Below are 14,537 nucleotides of genomic sequence, written 5' to 3'. Positions count from 1 at the left end.
CCTGGACAATGATCCGGACCGCGCCTACAGCGACTGCCGCGAACCGAGGATCGCGGTGGACTGGCTGGACAAGGTGCCGCCGTTGCCGTGCACCAGCGCCAGGTTCGGGTCCTTCAACTGGCGCGCGCCGCACTCGCCGCGCAGTTGCCGCACCGCCTCGACCATGAGGAACACGCCATACATGCCGGGATGCACGCAAGACAGGCCGCCGCCGTTGGTGTTGACCGCCAGGCGCCCCCCCGGCGCGATCGCGCCATCGTCGACGAAGGCCCCGCCCTCGCCTTTGCCGCAGAAGCCCAGGTCTTCCAGGAACAGGATCGTGTTGATGGTGAAAGCGTCGTACAGCATGGCCAGATCCATGTCCTTCGCGCCCACGCCGGCCATCTCGTAGCAGCGCCTGCCCGACTCCAGCGCGGCCGTGACCGTCAGGTCGTGCATGGACGACACCTGGCGGTTCCACACGGCGGTGGCGTTGCCCAGCACGTAAACGGGCGGCTTGGCGCAGTCCCGCGCCCGATCCGACCGGGTCATCACGAATGCGCCCGCGCCGTCGCTCACCATGCAGCAGTCGCGCACCGTAAAGGGATCGCACACCGGGCGCGCGCCGGCCACGTCCTCCAGCGACAAGGGATCCCTCATCGTGGCTTCGGGATTCAGTTGCGCCCACTTGCGCGCCGCGACCGCCACTTCCGACAACTGCTTGCGCGTCGTGCCGTACTGGTGCATGTGGCGGCTTGCCGCCAGCGCGTAGGCGGCCGCCGGCATGGGCGGATCGTAGGGCGTTTCGTGGGGCTGGGGATCCAGGAACTTCCGCACCCGGGTCAGGTCGGCGCGGTTGAACCTGGCCGTGCGCTGCGTGCTGCCATAACAGACCAGGACGGCATTGCATTGCCCCGACACCAGCGCATGCATCGCGGGCAGCAGGTGCGCCACGTAGCTGGACCCGCCGATCATGGTGCTGTCCAGGAATGTGGGCCGGATGCCGAGATACTCGACGACCGACATCCCCCACATGGGCGACAGGGAACTGCAGGTCGTGATCCCGTCGATGTCCTTGAGGGTCAACCCCGCGTCCGCGATGGCGGCCATCGCCGCCTGCGTCAGCACCTCCTGCTCGGTGTAGCCCGAGGCCTGCCCCAGCCCGGCCTGCCCCACCCCGACAATGGCCGTGCGGCCCCGCAAGTCGCGCAAGGTCATGCCAGGTCCTCCGCCGGTTCGAAGACGACCTGCGCGGCATCGCCGATGGCGGCGATCCGGGCGGCCACGCGCATGCCGATCCGCACGCGCCCGGGCGCGACCGCCCTGACCTGGCTCATCATCCGCACGCCTTCCTGCAGGTCGACGAGGCACACGTTGTAGTCGCCGCCCTGCTCGGGCTTGCGATGCACGGTGGTGGTGGCATAGACCACGCCTTTGCCCGAAGGCGCGAACCAGTCCAGCGCCGTGCCGCCGCAATGCGGGCACACGCAGCGCGGATAGAAAACCGCCTGGCCGCAGCCGGCGCAGCGCTGGATCTCGAACCGGCCCGCGGCCAAACCGTCTAGATAAACCTGCTCGGGCCCGACCGCGGCCCGCGCATTGCTCTGGATCTCCACCCTCGTCTCCTGTTGTGTCCAGCATTGCGGGCCAGTGTAGGGAGGTGGATTCCAGAGATAAACGGATCCTAGGGCAAATCACCTTTAACTTTCTGCGAAGGAATCGCTAAGATGGCGTGGATTCCCACGCCCGGCCGCCATGTACATCCTGATCGAGCATCTCAAGCATGTCCTCAATTTCGTGCGTGTCGCGGACAGCGGCAGCTTCACCGCCGCCGCGCACCGGCTCGGCGTGTCGCCCGCCGCCGTCAGCAAAAGCGTGTCCCTGCTGGAGGGCAAGCTGGGCGTGAAGCTGCTGAACCGCACCACCCGCAGCCTGTCGCTGACCGACGATGGGGAACTGCTGCTGCAGCGTTGCCGCCTCATCCTGCTGGAAGTGGAGGCCACGGAAGCCGAGGTGACCGGCGCCAGCCTGACTCCCCGCGGCAAGCTGCGCGTGCATGCGCCCGTCGGCATGGGCAGAAAAGTCATCATGCCGGCCCTGCTGTCGCTGACGGCGCGCTACCCGGGCCTGTCGATCAATTCCGATTTCAGCGACCGCGTTCCCAACCTGGCCGAAGAAGGGCTCGACGCCACCATCCGGATCGGCGTCACCGCGGACTCCCGGGTCATCGCCAAGACCCTGTCGCGCCTGCGCTACGTCACGTGCGCCAGCCCCGCCTATCTGGCCGCGCACGGCACGCCGGCCACGCCCGCCGAACTGGAACGGCACAACTGCCTGGCCTACGTCCAATGGCAGACCGGCCGCTACCACGAATGGGATTTCCAGAAAGGCGAAGAGCGCTACACCATCACGCCCGGCGGCAATCTGAACGTGAACCACCCGGAAGCCATCCTGGACGCCGTGGTGGCCGGCGCGGGCATTGCGCGCATGGCCAGCTTCATCGCGGAGGCGGCCGTCCTGGACGGACGCCTGAAACTCGTCCTGACCGACTGGATCGCGCCCGGCACGCCCGTGCAACTGGTCTACCTGCCCAACCGGCACCTATCGCCGCGCATCCGCGCATTCGTCGACGCAATGACCGAGGCCCTGCCGCCCAAGCTGCCCTGGGAAACGGCCATGGGACTGTAAACGGCCGGGGCGCCCCGAAAGGCGCCCCGGTCATGCAATCCCCGCGCGGCCGGTTACAGAAGCAGCGGCGAGATCTTGCTGCCGTCGACCGACACGCCGGCCATCAGGCCGCCATTGTTCAGGACGAAGCCGACGATGGGCTGCTGGGCGGTATTGGTATCGATGCTGCCGTTGACGCCCACGTTGGCCACGGCGACCGTCGCGTCCGCCCCCACCGTCCAGCCGCTGCTGTTGCGGAACTGCGCCAGGGCGCCGTCCGTCATGAACAGGAGCACCATGGCCTTGGACTGCGCGCCGGCCTGCAGGCCGATGGAGCCGCCGGTGACGCTGTAGTAGCCGCTGTCCGCGCCTTGCACGCGCAGCACGCCCGAGCCATGCTGGGCTCCCACGATGAAGCTCGCGCTCAGCACGGCGGGAAACACCAGCACGCCCCGCGCCCGCTCTACCAGTTGCCTGGCCTGGGGCGAGGATTCATAGAGCTTGGACAAAGTGGCGTTGGCCGCGGCGTCCAGTTCCTGTTTTTTCTCGGCGGCGGTGGCCGTCGATTGCGGGGTGGTCGTCGTGCAGCCCGCGAACAGCAGGCCGGCCACGCCAAGCACCGCGGCGGCCGCGCCGGCCCGGCGCAACTTCGGAAACGCATCAAGCATGTAGCGCTCCTTTTCGTTATCAAGCCTGGCGGCCCGGGTGGATGCCTGTCATCCATATGGCCTGGCGCGCGCGTGCGCCGAATTGTATTGACCCAGTGAAAACCTGCTCACGCCATGATGGAGGAAATTGACGATCCTGTCTCGTTCCTGCCGCGATCCGATAACGGTCCGGTCTTCACCCCTCGCAGCCATGCCGCACTGGTTCGAGGTATCGGGACGCTACTTCAAGTTGTCTGAACTCCCGGAATTGCCTGTGTACCCAGTGCCGAAAAACCGCGACGTGGTGACTTTGCGCATGCCGATTCAGGGTAAGCATGTAGTAATCGCCCGCGCTGCGCACGCGGTACTGCGAGGCGCAGTGCAGGCCATGGGTCTGCGAGCTGCGGTAAATGATTTCCGGTATCAGCGCTACGCCAAGCCCCTGGCGGGCCGCGTCCAATGACATGAAGAAGTGGCCGTATTCGATACGCGGCGTGGCGGGCGGCTCATGAAGGTTGAAGGCCCTCATCCAACCGGCCCATGCATCGACTCGGCTGGTCGTGTGGATGAGCGGCAAGGTCTGAAAGATCTGCTTGTCGTCCAGCTTGGCGTCCGCTTCGAGGATGTTGGGCGAGTACACCGGCACCAGCACATCCTCCATCAATTCTTCCGCCAATACATCGCGCCAGTCGTCGGTCATCGCCAGATCGATGCGTGGCGCGTCCTTGCTGTAATGGTGCCCGGGCATGGCGCCGACCCGTATGGCGACGTCCGCGTCGCCGGCTTGCAGGGTGGCGGGTTCGATCGAACTGCTGATGCGGATCTCGATGTAGGGGTACTCGCGCGTGAACGAACCCAGGCGCGGCATCAACCAGGAAGAACCGACCGACGGCAGCACGCTGATGCGCAGGATGGTGTGTTCCTGCTCCGCCTTCAGCCGCTCGGTGCCGGCGCGCAGGCGCGCGAACGCCGCGTCGACGTCGGCAAGATAGCTGCGGCCGGCGTCGGTGAGTTCGACCTTGCGGGTCAGGCGATTGAACAGCTTGACGCCGAGCTCGTCTTCCAGCGCACGGATCTGCCGGCTGACGGCCCCTTGGGTGACGTGCAACTCATGGGCCGCATTCGAGAAACTCTGGAGCCGTCCCGCTGCCTCGAAAAAGCGCAACGCGATAAGGGGCGGCAAGGCCTTGTGCATACCTCTGTCTCCTTCGCTCTTTCTGGCGTGGACGGCTTATGCATTACCGGAACTCATGCTTTGGCCGAGAACAAATCGTTTGTCGCCCAATTTCACGCCGCATAAATTCCCTGACATAGCGTTTTGCCCATTTTATAGATGAAAAAAGGGAAAGCAATGAGTAGTAGAGAGGAATTGGGTGTCGCAATTGCAGGGCTCGGAGCGATCGGCAAGGTGCTTGCCCACCGCCTGGCCCGCAACGAAGTGGCTGGCTGCCGGCTCAGCGCGGTAAGCGGGCGCACCCCGGAAAAGACGGCGGATTTCATCGCATCGCTGCCCCGGCCGGTGCCGGCATTGCCGCTGCACGAGCTGCCGCAACATGCGGATATCGTGGTCGAGTGCGCGCCAGCGGCCGTGTTGCCGCAGATCGTCGGCCCGGTGCTGGACGCAGGCAAGAAAGTCATTGTGTTGTCGGTCGGCGCGTTGCTGGAATTTCCGGACCTGTTCCTCCAGGCCGAGGCGAGCGATGGCCAGATCCTGGTGCCCACGGGCGCTCTGCTCGGCCTGGATGCCGTCACGGCGGCCGCCGAGGGCAGCATCGAATCAGTAAAGATGGTCTCGCGCAAGCCGCCGATCGGATTCAAGGGCGCGCCCATCCTGGCGGAACGGAATCTGAATATCGATGGGCTGACCGAGCCGATGCTGCTGTATTCGGGATCGGCCAGGGCGGCCGCGCGCGGCTTTCCGGCCAACCTGAATGTCGCCGTAGCCCTCTCGCTGGCCGGCATAGGCCCCGACGAGACGCAGCTCGAGGTCTGGGCCGATCCCGGCGTGGTGCGAAATACGCACACCATCGAAGTGGTGTCCGACGCCGCGTTACTGCGCATGACGATCGAGAATATCCCTTCGGAGAATCCCAAGACCGGACGCATCACCGCGCAAAGCGTCCTGGCCCTGCTGCGCAAGCTATCCGCGCCCGTGCGCGTCGGCACCTGAGGAGCGCGCCATGGACCTCGGTATCGAGAACAAAGTCGCGCTGGTGACCGGTGGCGGCGGCGGGCTGGGCAGCGCCATTGCGGCCAGCCTGGCCAGGGAAGGCGCCCGGGTCGTAGTGGCGGATATCGACCTGGATGCTGCGGTGCAGACCGCCAGTCGGATCGGCGCGGCCGGCGGAACGGCCATGCCCATGCAATGGGACCTGGCCGACCTCGGCCATACCGAGTCGCGTGTCGCCGAGATAGCGGCGCACTGGGGGGATGTGCAGATTCTGGTGAACAACACGGGCGGTCCGCCGCCCACGCAGGCGCAGGGCGTGCATACGGACGACTGGGAGAGGCACTTCCGCGCCATGGTGGCCAGCGTAATCCGGCTGACCGACGCGGTGCTGCCCGGGATGCGGCGGGCGGGCTGGGGACGGGTGATTACCAGCGCATCGTCCGGGGTGCTCGCGCCGATCCCGAACCTGGGTATTTCCAACACGCTGCGCGCAGCCTTGCTGGGCTGGTCCAAGACGCTGTCGCGCGAAGTCGCCGCCGCGGGCGTCACGGTCAACCTGGTGTTGCCTGGCCGCATCGCGACCCACCGCATCCAACAACTGGACGAGGCGAAGGCGGGGCGGGAAGGCCGGACCTTGTCCGAGGTGGTGGACGCCAGCACGGACAGCATCCCGATGGGCAGGTATGGGCGCCCGCAAGAATACGGCGACACGATCGCATTTCTGGCAAGCGAGGCCGCGTCGTATATCACGGGCTCGACCGTACGTGTGGATGGCGGGCTTATCCCCGGCATCTGACCGCAGCAAACCGACATCACAGGAGCAAAACATGTTTTCGAAAGCGCAGCGCGATGACATCCGGCAACGGTTCGCAAAGGTGGACACCGCCAACGTGGCGGACGTGCTGGATACCCTCGGCTATCTGGATTGCGGGCTGGCCCAGGAATTCTCGCCCTACCCCGCCCATGGCGGACGGCTGGCCGGCTGGGCCTACACGATACGCGGTCAGATGACGCCCTATCCACAGGGCGGCGATGCGGCCAAGATGGAAGCATGCCATGGCATCTCGGAAGGCGAGATCAGCGTATGGAGCGGCGACGGTGAAGGGATCTGCTATTTCGGCGAGCTGATCGCGCTGGGCATGAAGGAGCGCGGCTGCGTGGGCGCGTTGGTCGACGGCGGCATACGCGATGTGCGCTGGATCGGCGAGCATGGTTTTCCCGTATACGCCAGGTATCGCACGCCGGTGCAATCGATCGGGCGTTGGAAGGTAACCGATCGCCAGGTGCCGATCTACCTGCGCGGCGCCACGTCGACCTACGTGCAGGTGCGGCCCGGCGATTTCATCCTGGCCGACGAGGACGGAGCGATCGTCATCCCCATGGAAGTGGTCGAACAGGTGCTGGTCGAGGCCGAGAAGCTGACCGATACCGAAAGGCAGATCCGGGTCGAGCTCGCCAAGGGGCTGACACTGGCCCAGGCGCTCGAACAATACGGGCACGTGTAGCCCTGCGCCACCAAGGATGAGACAGACAATGAAAATACGATTCGGAATTTGCGGCCTGGGCTTCGCGGGGTCGGTGTTGATGGCACCTGCGATGCGCGCCCACCCCGATGCGCAGATCACGGCGGCCTGCGATCCCAACGAAGACGTGCGCGAGCGGTTCGGCAAGGAGTACGGCATTCCGGTGTTCGCCACCCTGGCGGAGATGATGCGGCACGTGCAGATGGATGCCGTCTACATCGCGTCGCCGCATCAGTTCCATTGCGAGCACGTCGTGCAGGCCAGCGAGCGGGGTCTGCATATCATTGTCGAGAAGCCGCTGACATTGAACCGCGACGAGGCCGACCGCATGATCGAGGCGGTCGAGCGCGCCGGCGTGCACTTGGTGGTGGGAACGTCGCGCAGCCACGACCCGGTGGTGCGCACTTTGCGCGCCATCGTCCAGGAAGGCAGCGTGGGACGCGTGTCCATGCTCAATTGCTTCAACTACACGGACTTCCTGTACCGTCCGCGCCGGCCCGAGGAACTTGACACCAGCAAGGGCGGCGGCATCGTCTACAACCAGTTGCCGCACCAGATCGACAGTATCAAGGCCATCACGGGACAGCGGATCGCCGCGGTGCGCGCCATGACGGGCCGGCTCGATCCGAAGCGTCCCACCGAAGGCAATTGCGCCGCCATGTTGACCCTCGAGGACGGCGCGTGCGCGGTGATGGTGTACAGCGGATACGACCACTTCGACAGCGACGAAATGCACTTCTGGCTGGCCGAAGGGGGACGCGGAAAGAAGCCGAACCACGGCGGTTCGCGCAAGGTGCTCCGCCAACTGGAGGGCGACGAGGCCGAACTGCGCCGTTCCCGTTATGGTTTCGGCGGTCCGATCTCGAAGTCGATGGAGTCCGGCAATACCGATCGCAAGCAACCGCACTTCGGTGTGATGCTGGTCACTTGCGAACATGCCGACCTGCGCGCCTCTCCGGACGGAGTGCTGGTGTACGGAGACGAAGGGGTGCGCGAGGTGCCCGCCATCACAGGCCGAGGACCGTACAGCCAGGGCGACACGATCGACGAACTGCGCGACGCCATCGCCGGCGTGGCGCCCACGCTGCGCGACGCGCGGTGGGGCAAGGATACGCTGGAAGTGTGTCTGGCCGTGCTGGAGTCCAGCATGACCGGCAGGCAAATCGAACGCTGAGGTGGCAACCATGGGTCTTCGAGTCACCGATCTCACCAAAGGATATACCCGCCGGGGCGATCATCACCAGGCCTTGCGCGGCGTATCGTTCGAAGCGCCGAAAGGCGCCTTCGTCACCTTGCTCGGCCCCAGCGGCTGTGGCAAGTCCACGCTGCTCAATATGCTGGCGGGCCTGGACAAGCCCTCCGGCGGCAGGATCGACATAAGCGGCTGTAACGTCTTTGACAGCGGCGCAGCGGTGTTCGTGCCTGCCGCCGGACGCAACATATCGATGGTGTTCCAGAGCTATGCGATCTGGCCACACATGACGGTCCGCGAAAACGTGGCCTTCCCGTTGCTCAACGGACGCCAGCGCCGCCGGAACCGCGCGGAGCTGGAGCGGGCCACGGACGCCGCGCTCAAGAAGGTTCATCTGGACCACCTGGCCGACCGGCCTGCGCCCCTGCTCAGCGGTGGGCAGCAACAGCGCGTAGCCCTGGCACGCGCCATCGCGCAAAGCCCGGACCTAATCCTGCTCGACGAACCGCTTTCCAATTTGGACGCCAACCTGCGCGACGCCATGCAGAAGCAGATCCGGGAAGTCGTCAGCAAGGAGGGCATCACGACTGTCTACGTAACGCACGACCAAAAAGAAGCGCTGGCGATGTCGGACACCATCATCGTGATGAACGACGGCAGGATCGAGCAGGTCGGCACGCCCCACCAGATCTACTACCAGCCTGGAACGCGCTTCGTAGCGCAGTTCATGGGGGCGCCGAATCTGCTGGAGGCCACGGTCGAGCAGGTCAATGCGCTGTCCGGTGAAGCGCTGGCGCACAGCGCGCTGGGACCGGTGGTCTTCCTGCGCCGCGAGGCATCGCTGAAGGCTGGCGACAAGGTCACGCTGGTGCTCAGGCAGGAGGATTTCCAGTTGGTTGCCGCCGACGGTCCGCGGGACCGGCCTAACCGGTATTCGATGGCGGTCGAGCGCTGCGTTTTCCTGGGCGAGCGCATGGAGGTCGTGTGCCGCGCGCCGGCCGGCGCCGGCCAGACCGTGTCCGCGTACGTGAATGCGCGCGCCATGGGCGCGAACGCTTCCCACGTCGAGCTGCACTATCCCCCAGAGAAAATCCACTGCATCGAGGAGTAGTCAGCATGGTTGCCATTTTTGGCCTGGTCAGCTTTCTGGTGGTATCGCTGACCGTTCTGCCCGTATTGGTCCTGCTGCTGACGGCGTTTCGTCCCCAGGGCAAGCTGTGGCTGGACCCCGCCGGGTTCTCTCTGGAGAACTTCGTCAACCTGGCCAGCCAGCCCGGATTGGGCCAGCTCATTTCCAACACGGTGATCTACGTGGGCGGCACCATTGCGATCGCCACGTTCTTCGCCACGCTGTGGGCGTGGATCACCGAGCGCACGGATTTCCGCTACAAGGTCACGGTGCGGGTGCTGATGATCCTGACCTTATCGCTGCCCTCGCTCATCCAGGGCTTCGGCTGGGTGTTGCTGCTGAATCCCAGCAATGGCTACATCAATCATTTGCTGCGCACCTGGTTCAACCTGGAAACGCAGAACGGTCCGATCAATATCTACAGCCTGGGCATGATGGTGCTGGTCAGCAGCTTCCTGCTGACGCCGACCATCTACGTGATGCTGTCCGGCATCATCCGGAACATGGACTACAAGCTGGAGTTCCCGGCGACGCTGGCGGGGGTCTCCCCCTGGCGCATCCTGCTGCGCATCGTCGGCCCGATTCTCCTGCCCGGCCTGCTGTCGGTCTTCATCTATACGGTGATGATCATGATCCAGGTCTTCGAAATTCCGCTGTCCATCGGCCTGACCGGCGGCATCCAGGTCCTGAGCACCCGCATCTATCTGCTGAGCACGGCCGAACTCGGCGCGCCCGACTACAACCTGGCGGCCGCGTTCGGGATCGTGCTGGTGGTGATTGCGCTGTTCCTGGTGCTGCTGTATCAGCGCCTGACCCGCGAGTCCGAGAAGTTCGCCGTCATCGGCGGCAAGAACTTCCGCCTGGTGGCCAGGGAGCTGGGATGGCGCAGGCATGCCGTGCACGGCTATGCGGTGCTGTTCTTCCTGCTGGCTTTCATGCCGGTGTTGATCCTGCTGTGGGCCAGCCTGTTGCCGTTCTACACGCTGCCCTCGGTCGAGGCGCTGGCCAATGTTTCTTTCGACAACTACCGCCAGCTATTTTCGTCGGCGCTGTTCCAGCGCAGCCTGTCCAATACGGCCATCGTCGTGGTGCTGGGTTCGACCCTGGCGATCTGCATCAGCTTCCTGGTCGCGTATGTCTCGGTGCGCCCGGTCAACCGCTGGTGCCGCTGGCTGGATGTGCTGTCGTTCCTGCCGATCGCGATTCCCAACATCGTCCTGGGGCTGGCGGTGCTGCTGCTGTACGTGCGCACGCCGATCTACGGCACGATCGCCGCCATCCTGCTTGCCCAGGTCGTCGTCAATCTCGTCTTCGGCACCCGGGTCATCTCGGCGGCGTTGATCCAGGTGCATCCCGATATCGAGCGCGCCGCCATCCTGAGCGGGGTCGGGCGGCTGCGCATCATTTGGCGCATCCTGGTGCCGATCCTGCGCACGCAGATCTTCAACGGCTGGATGCTGGTCTTCGCCCATGGCATGCGCGACGTCGGCATTCCGCTGATCTTCCTGACCACCAAGACGGCCATGCTGAGTTCGGCGCTGTGGCTGCTGTGGGGCTACCCCGATGTGCCGGGCGCAGCGGCGCTGTCGGTCGTGCTGATCTTGCTGCTGGCCGCGGTCGTCATGCCCCTGCAGGTCTACATGGCGCGGGTAGACGAGCGCAATAGCTGAGCGCAGGTCATGCATGGGCGGCGGAAAAATCGCTTTTCCAGCGTAGCGGCAGTTCCTAGAGTAGTAATCCTTTGGTTTTCCACGAAAACAAAAGACCACGGGCATAAAACAACGACCAGGAGACAGGCAATGCAAGACAAGACGTGCAGTTCCAGGAGGGCCGCGATGAAGCGCGGCGGGCAGTGGCTGTCGGCGGTGGCGCTGTCGTCGCTCGCGGCTTTCGCCGCGCAGGCGGCGGACAACCAGGCCATCGTCGAGGCGGCGCGCAAGGAAGCCGCCTCGGGACCGTTCGTGATCATGGTCAGTTCGCCCAAGTCGGAGCAGGCGCAGCGCCGCATCATGGAGGCGTTCCAGAAGCGCTTCGGCATCGACGTGAAGTGGGAGTGGACGCCGCTGACTTCGACCGTGTCGGCGCCGCGGGTACACCAGCAGGCCACGGCCGGACTGCCCGTGCCCAGCGCCATCGGCGGCTATGGCTACAACACGTACGAAAACTGGTTCGCCAAGAACGGACTGGGCGCCGAAGTGGACTGGGCCGGCGATTTCGGCGAGATGTTCCCGAAGATCCAGGAGGCCGCGGTCAATGGCGTGCTGCCGTCCTACCGCAAGCGCATGCTGCGGCAATGGGACGTGCAGTATGTCATGGTCTACAACAAGAACCTGGTCAAGGCGGGCGAGGTGCCCAAGGACCTGTGGGAGCTGACCGAGCCGAAATGGCAGGGCCGCTTCGCGATGGCCAACAATACGCCGCCGCCGCTGGACATCCTGGCCGTGGACATCGGCGTGGACAAAGCGGTCGAGCTGACCAACAAGCTGATCGCCAACAAGCCGCGCTTCAAGCCGGGGCCGCCGGCCGTCGTGGGCGCGATCTCCAATGGCGAGGTGGCGCTGGGCGTGTCGGGCTACACCGCCCTGGCCGAAGCGCAGAAGCGCAAGGGCGCGCCGATCGACTGGGCGCCGCTCGCCACCATGCCTGTGGGCCCCCTGTTCATGTTCATGCTGAAGGGCGCCCCCCAGCCTAACCTGGGCAAGCTGTTCCTGGCGTGGCTGGCCACCGAGGGCGCGGAGATCCAGGAGAAGGAAGAGTATCTGTCGCTGTTCCACGATCCGGATTCGGCCACGACCCAGAGAATCAAGGCCATGATGCCTGACGTCAAGGTCGTCGAAGTCCGGACCGAGGAGCAGTTGCGTGAAAGCGAAGCCGCGGCCAAGCAGATCATGAATGCCGTGGCCAGCGTCGCGGGAAAGTAGCACAAAGGAGAACGTCATGTTGACCAAGGAAAATAATGAGCGTTTGTGCCGGGTGGGTGCCGGCACCCCGGGCAGCGAGCTTTTCCGCTCATTATGGTTGCCCGCTGTGTTGTCGGCCCAGTTGCCCGAGGGCAGCCGCGCGCCAGTGCGGCTGCGCCTACTGGGCGAAGACCTGATCGCGTTTCGCGACGGCAGCAACCAGGTCGGTATTACGCACGCGCACTGCCTGCACCGGGGCGCGCCGCTGTTCTTCGGCAAGGTCGAGGAGCGCGGCATCCGCTGCTCCTATCACGGCTGGCTGTATGGCCGCGATGGCCAGTGCCTGGAAATGCCCAGCGAGAAGAATTCCAACCTTTGCCAGAAAATGCACCTGCCCGCCTATCAGGTGCAGGAAAAGGCCGGCATCGTCTGGATCTTCATGGGCGCCGGGCCGGCGCCCGAGCTGCCGCGGTTTCCGTGGATCGACCTGCCGGAAAAGCAGCGGCTGGCCAGCGTCTGGGTGCAGGAAACCAACTGGATGCAGGGCGCCGAGGGCGAGATCGACAGTTCGCACGTATCGACGCTGCACAAGTCGGATCAGGGCGTGACATCCGATCGTGTGCACCGTACCTATACGTACAAGGATCCCAAACCGGAATTGAACGTCGAGGAAACGCCCATCGGGTTCATGTCGATCGCGCGGCGCCGCGCCGACGAGCGCTTCTATTGGCGCGTCACGCAATGGATGGCGCCCATGTTCTCGGTCATTCCCAGTGCGGCTTGGCCCATCGGCGGCCGGGCCTGGGTGCCCATTGACGACGAGAACACGTATTGCTGGGACTTCAGCTACGTGCTGGATGGGGAGCTGCCGCAGGCGTTCCTGGAATTCGTCGAGCGCGGCATTTCCTTTCCGCCCGAGTACCGCTACGGCCCGGTCGAACTCAACAGCGGTTCCATCATCGACACCTGGGCGCCGATCCGCAATCGGCGCAATGATTACCTGGTCAATCGGGAAGCGCAGAAGGGCACGTCCACCACGGGCATCCATGGCGTCAATGACCAGGACCGCGCCATGCAGGAAGGCATGGGACGCATCGCCGACCGGACCAAGGAAAAACTGGTGAGCGCCGACTTGGCCATCGTGATGGCGCGCCGCAAGGTGCTGGACTTCATGGCCAGCCCGGAGGCGCTGCAGAAGTTCCGCGCGCTGGTGCGAGACGGCACGGTCTTCTCGATGGCACCCGTCGATACGGTGGCCGAGACGCGCGAGCTGGCGGACTTCCTGAAGAGCCTGAGCTATCCCGCCGTGCCCGACACCAAGGCGATTCAGGAGCAAGTGCCCCAATGAGCGAGCGTCTGGCGGTGCGTATCGCGGGAAAGCATTCCGGGGCGCGCGACATCTGCGTACTGGAGCTTGAAAGCCTGGACGGCGGGCCATTGCCGGCCTATGCGCCAGGCGCCCACGTCGATGTCCATGTCGGCAATGGCGTCAGCCGGCAGTATTCGCTGTGCCGCTACGGCGGCCCCCCGGCGCGCTACCAGATCGCGGTACTGCGTGAACCCGCCTCGCGCGGGGGATCGCAGGCGGTGCATGATGTGCTGGAAGTGGGCGATGTGATCGAGATCGGAACTCCGCGCAACCTGTTTGCGCTGGCCGATGCCGACGGCCCGTCGCTGTTACTGGCGGGCGGCATCGGCATCACGCCCATCCTGTGCATGGCGGAGTCGCTGGCCGCGCGCGGGGGCCGGTTCGCGCTGCATTACTGCGGCCGTTCGCGCGAGCGGATGGCATTCCTGGACCGGCTGCAGGCCCCCGGCCTGGCGGCGCGGGCGCACATCCACACCGACGACGGCCCGCCCGCGCAGAGGCTGGATATCGCGGAGGTGCTGGCGCGCCAGGAACACGGCACCCACCTGTATGTGTGCGGCCCGGGCGGGTTCATCGAGGCCGTTATCGCGCAGGCGCGCCGGCTGGGATGGGACGACGCCCGCATCCACTACGAGCGCTTTTCCAATCCGCAGGGCGGCGATACCGCCCTCGCGGGGGACGAGGGGTTCGAAGTGCAGTTGTCCTCGTCAGGCGAGGTTTTCGCGGTCGGCAAGGACGAGAGCGTGGTGGAAGCGCTGGCGCGCCACGGCGTGTTCGTCGAGACGTCGTGCGAACAGGGCATCTGCGGCACCTGCCTGTTGCGCGTGCTGGAAGGCGAGCCGGACCATCGCGATATGTATCTGTCCGACGACGAGAAGCGCAGGAACGATCAGTTCCTCCCGTGCTGCTCGCGTTCGCGCAGCAAGCGGCTGGTGCTGGGCCTGTAGCAGGCCGTCGCGCC

At 65.3% G+C, this 14,537-nt stretch carries 14 protein-coding genes; 10 read left to right on the top strand and 4 right to left on the bottom strand.

Annotated features, from left to right (window positions below; translation table 11 throughout):
- Positions 1-24 precede the first annotated feature (24 nt).
- Positions 25-1,197: a thiolase gene (locus WHX56_RS15295; protein WP_287756058.1), complete on the bottom strand. Its 1,173-nt coding sequence runs from the start codon at positions 1,195-1,197 to the stop codon at positions 25-27.
- Positions 1,194-1,595, bottom strand: a complete 402-nt coding sequence (locus WHX56_RS15290) for a Zn-ribbon domain-containing OB-fold protein (RefSeq protein ID WP_287756059.1) — start codon at positions 1,593-1,595, stop codon at positions 1,194-1,196. Before WHX56_RS15290 ends, WHX56_RS15295 begins: the two co-directional genes overlap by 4 nt.
- 139 nt (positions 1,596-1,734) lie before the next feature.
- On the opposite strand from WHX56_RS15290, the gene WHX56_RS15285 reads away from it, so the two are divergent.
- Positions 1,735-2,667 carry a LysR family transcriptional regulator gene (locus WHX56_RS15285; protein WP_129240547.1) on the top strand — a complete coding sequence of 311 codons (933 nt, stop codon included), beginning with the start codon at positions 1,735-1,737 and terminating at the stop codon, positions 2,665-2,667.
- Positions 2,668-2,720: 53 nt separating this feature from the next.
- On the opposite strand, the gene WHX56_RS15280 is transcribed toward WHX56_RS15285, so the two are convergent.
- Complete coding sequence (locus tag WHX56_RS15280) at positions 2,721-3,314, bottom strand: BPSL1445 family SYLF domain-containing lipoprotein (protein ID WP_338878276.1); 594 nt, start codon at positions 3,312-3,314, stop codon at positions 2,721-2,723.
- Positions 3,315-3,489: 175 nt separating this feature from the next.
- Entirely contained in the window at positions 3,490-4,488 is a 999-nt protein-coding gene (locus WHX56_RS15275) for a LysR substrate-binding domain-containing protein (RefSeq protein WP_287756060.1), read from the bottom strand.
- Positions 4,489-4,644: 156 nt separating this feature from the next.
- On the opposite strand from WHX56_RS15275, the gene WHX56_RS15270 reads away from it, so the two are divergent.
- From WHX56_RS15270 to WHX56_RS15230, 9 genes are all read left to right on the top strand, one after another.
- Positions 4,645-5,463 (top strand): aspartate dehydrogenase, encoded by an 819-nt coding sequence (locus tag WHX56_RS15270; protein ID WP_287756069.1) that lies wholly within the window; start codon positions 4,645-4,647, stop codon positions 5,461-5,463.
- Between the two features lie 10 nt (positions 5,464-5,473).
- Positions 5,474-6,259, top strand: coding sequence for an SDR family oxidoreductase (locus WHX56_RS15265; RefSeq protein WP_338878275.1), 786 nt, complete (start codon positions 5,474-5,476; stop codon positions 6,257-6,259).
- 31 nt (positions 6,260-6,290) lie between these two features.
- Positions 6,291-6,968 (top strand): RraA family protein, encoded by a 678-nt coding sequence (locus tag WHX56_RS15260; protein ID WP_287756062.1) that lies wholly within the window; start codon positions 6,291-6,293, stop codon positions 6,966-6,968.
- 28 nt (positions 6,969-6,996) lie between these two features.
- Positions 6,997-8,160, top strand: coding sequence for a Gfo/Idh/MocA family oxidoreductase (locus WHX56_RS15255; RefSeq protein ID WP_338878274.1), 1,164 nt, complete (start codon positions 6,997-6,999; stop codon positions 8,158-8,160).
- A 10-nt stretch (positions 8,161-8,170) separates the two neighbouring features.
- Complete coding sequence (locus tag WHX56_RS15250) at positions 8,171-9,289, top strand: ABC transporter ATP-binding protein (protein WP_338878273.1); 1,119 nt, start codon at positions 8,171-8,173, stop codon at positions 9,287-9,289.
- A 5-nt stretch (positions 9,290-9,294) separates the two neighbouring features.
- The gene (locus tag WHX56_RS15245; RefSeq protein WP_338878272.1) at positions 9,295-10,977 is read left to right on the top strand and encodes an iron ABC transporter permease; all 1,683 of its coding nucleotides are present in this window, start codon (positions 9,295-9,297) and stop codon (positions 10,975-10,977) included.
- Between the two features lie 129 nt (positions 10,978-11,106).
- A complete protein-coding gene (locus WHX56_RS15240; protein WP_338878271.1) occupies positions 11,107-12,228 on the top strand; it encodes an ABC transporter substrate-binding protein in 1,122 nt (373 codons plus the stop codon).
- Positions 12,200-13,555: a Rieske 2Fe-2S domain-containing protein gene (locus WHX56_RS15235; RefSeq protein WP_338881721.1), complete on the top strand. Its 1,356-nt coding sequence runs from the start codon at positions 12,200-12,202 to the stop codon at positions 13,553-13,555. The genes WHX56_RS15240 and WHX56_RS15235 overlap by 29 nt, the downstream gene beginning before the upstream one ends.
- Positions 13,552-14,523, top strand: coding sequence for a PDR/VanB family oxidoreductase (locus WHX56_RS15230; RefSeq protein ID WP_338881720.1), 972 nt, complete (start codon positions 13,552-13,554; stop codon positions 14,521-14,523). The genes WHX56_RS15235 and WHX56_RS15230 overlap by 4 nt, the downstream gene beginning before the upstream one ends.
- Positions 14,524-14,537 lie beyond the last annotated feature (14 nt).

It is taken from the genome of Achromobacter veterisilvae (assembly GCF_037619525.1).
GTDB lineage: Bacteria > Pseudomonadota > Gammaproteobacteria > Burkholderiales > Burkholderiaceae_B > Achromobacter > Achromobacter veterisilvae.
The sequence above is the reverse complement of the archived record's forward strand: the minus strand, read 5'-3'. Positions and strand labels throughout refer to the sequence as shown.

Bases quoted from the DNA above. Each gene is read 5' to 3' on its own strand.
- WHX56_RS15295 (WP_287756058.1), bottom strand. From the start codon at position 1,197: ATGACCTTGCGCGACTTGCGGGGCCGCACGGCCATTGTCGGGGTGGGG.
- WHX56_RS15285 (WP_129240547.1), top strand. From the start codon at position 1,735: ATGTACATCCTGATCGAGCATCTCAAGCATGTCCTCAATTTCGTGCGT.
- WHX56_RS15280 (WP_338878276.1), bottom strand. From the start codon at position 3,314: ATGCTTGATGCGTTTCCGAAGTTGCGCCGGGCCGGCGCGGCCGCCGCG.
- WHX56_RS15275 (WP_287756060.1), bottom strand. From the start codon at position 4,488: ATGCACAAGGCCTTGCCGCCCCTTATCGCGTTGCGCTTTTTCGAGGCA.
- WHX56_RS15270 (WP_287756069.1), top strand. From the start codon at position 4,645: ATGAGTAGTAGAGAGGAATTGGGTGTCGCAATTGCAGGGCTCGGAGCG.
- WHX56_RS15265 (WP_338878275.1), top strand. From the start codon at position 5,474: ATGGACCTCGGTATCGAGAACAAAGTCGCGCTGGTGACCGGTGGCGGC.
- WHX56_RS15260 (WP_287756062.1), top strand. From the start codon at position 6,291: ATGTTTTCGAAAGCGCAGCGCGATGACATCCGGCAACGGTTCGCAAAG.
- WHX56_RS15255 (WP_338878274.1), top strand. From the start codon at position 6,997: ATGAAAATACGATTCGGAATTTGCGGCCTGGGCTTCGCGGGGTCGGTG.
- WHX56_RS15250 (WP_338878273.1), top strand. From the start codon at position 8,171: ATGGGTCTTCGAGTCACCGATCTCACCAAAGGATATACCCGCCGGGGC.
- WHX56_RS15245 (WP_338878272.1), top strand. From the start codon at position 9,295: ATGGTTGCCATTTTTGGCCTGGTCAGCTTTCTGGTGGTATCGCTGACC.
- WHX56_RS15240 (WP_338878271.1), top strand. From the start codon at position 11,107: ATGCAAGACAAGACGTGCAGTTCCAGGAGGGCCGCGATGAAGCGCGGC.
- WHX56_RS15235 (WP_338881721.1), top strand. From the start codon at position 12,200: ATGCCGTGGCCAGCGTCGCGGGAAAGTAGCACAAAGGAGAACGTCATG.
- WHX56_RS15230 (WP_338881720.1), top strand. From the start codon at position 13,552: ATGAGCGAGCGTCTGGCGGTGCGTATCGCGGGAAAGCATTCCGGGGCG.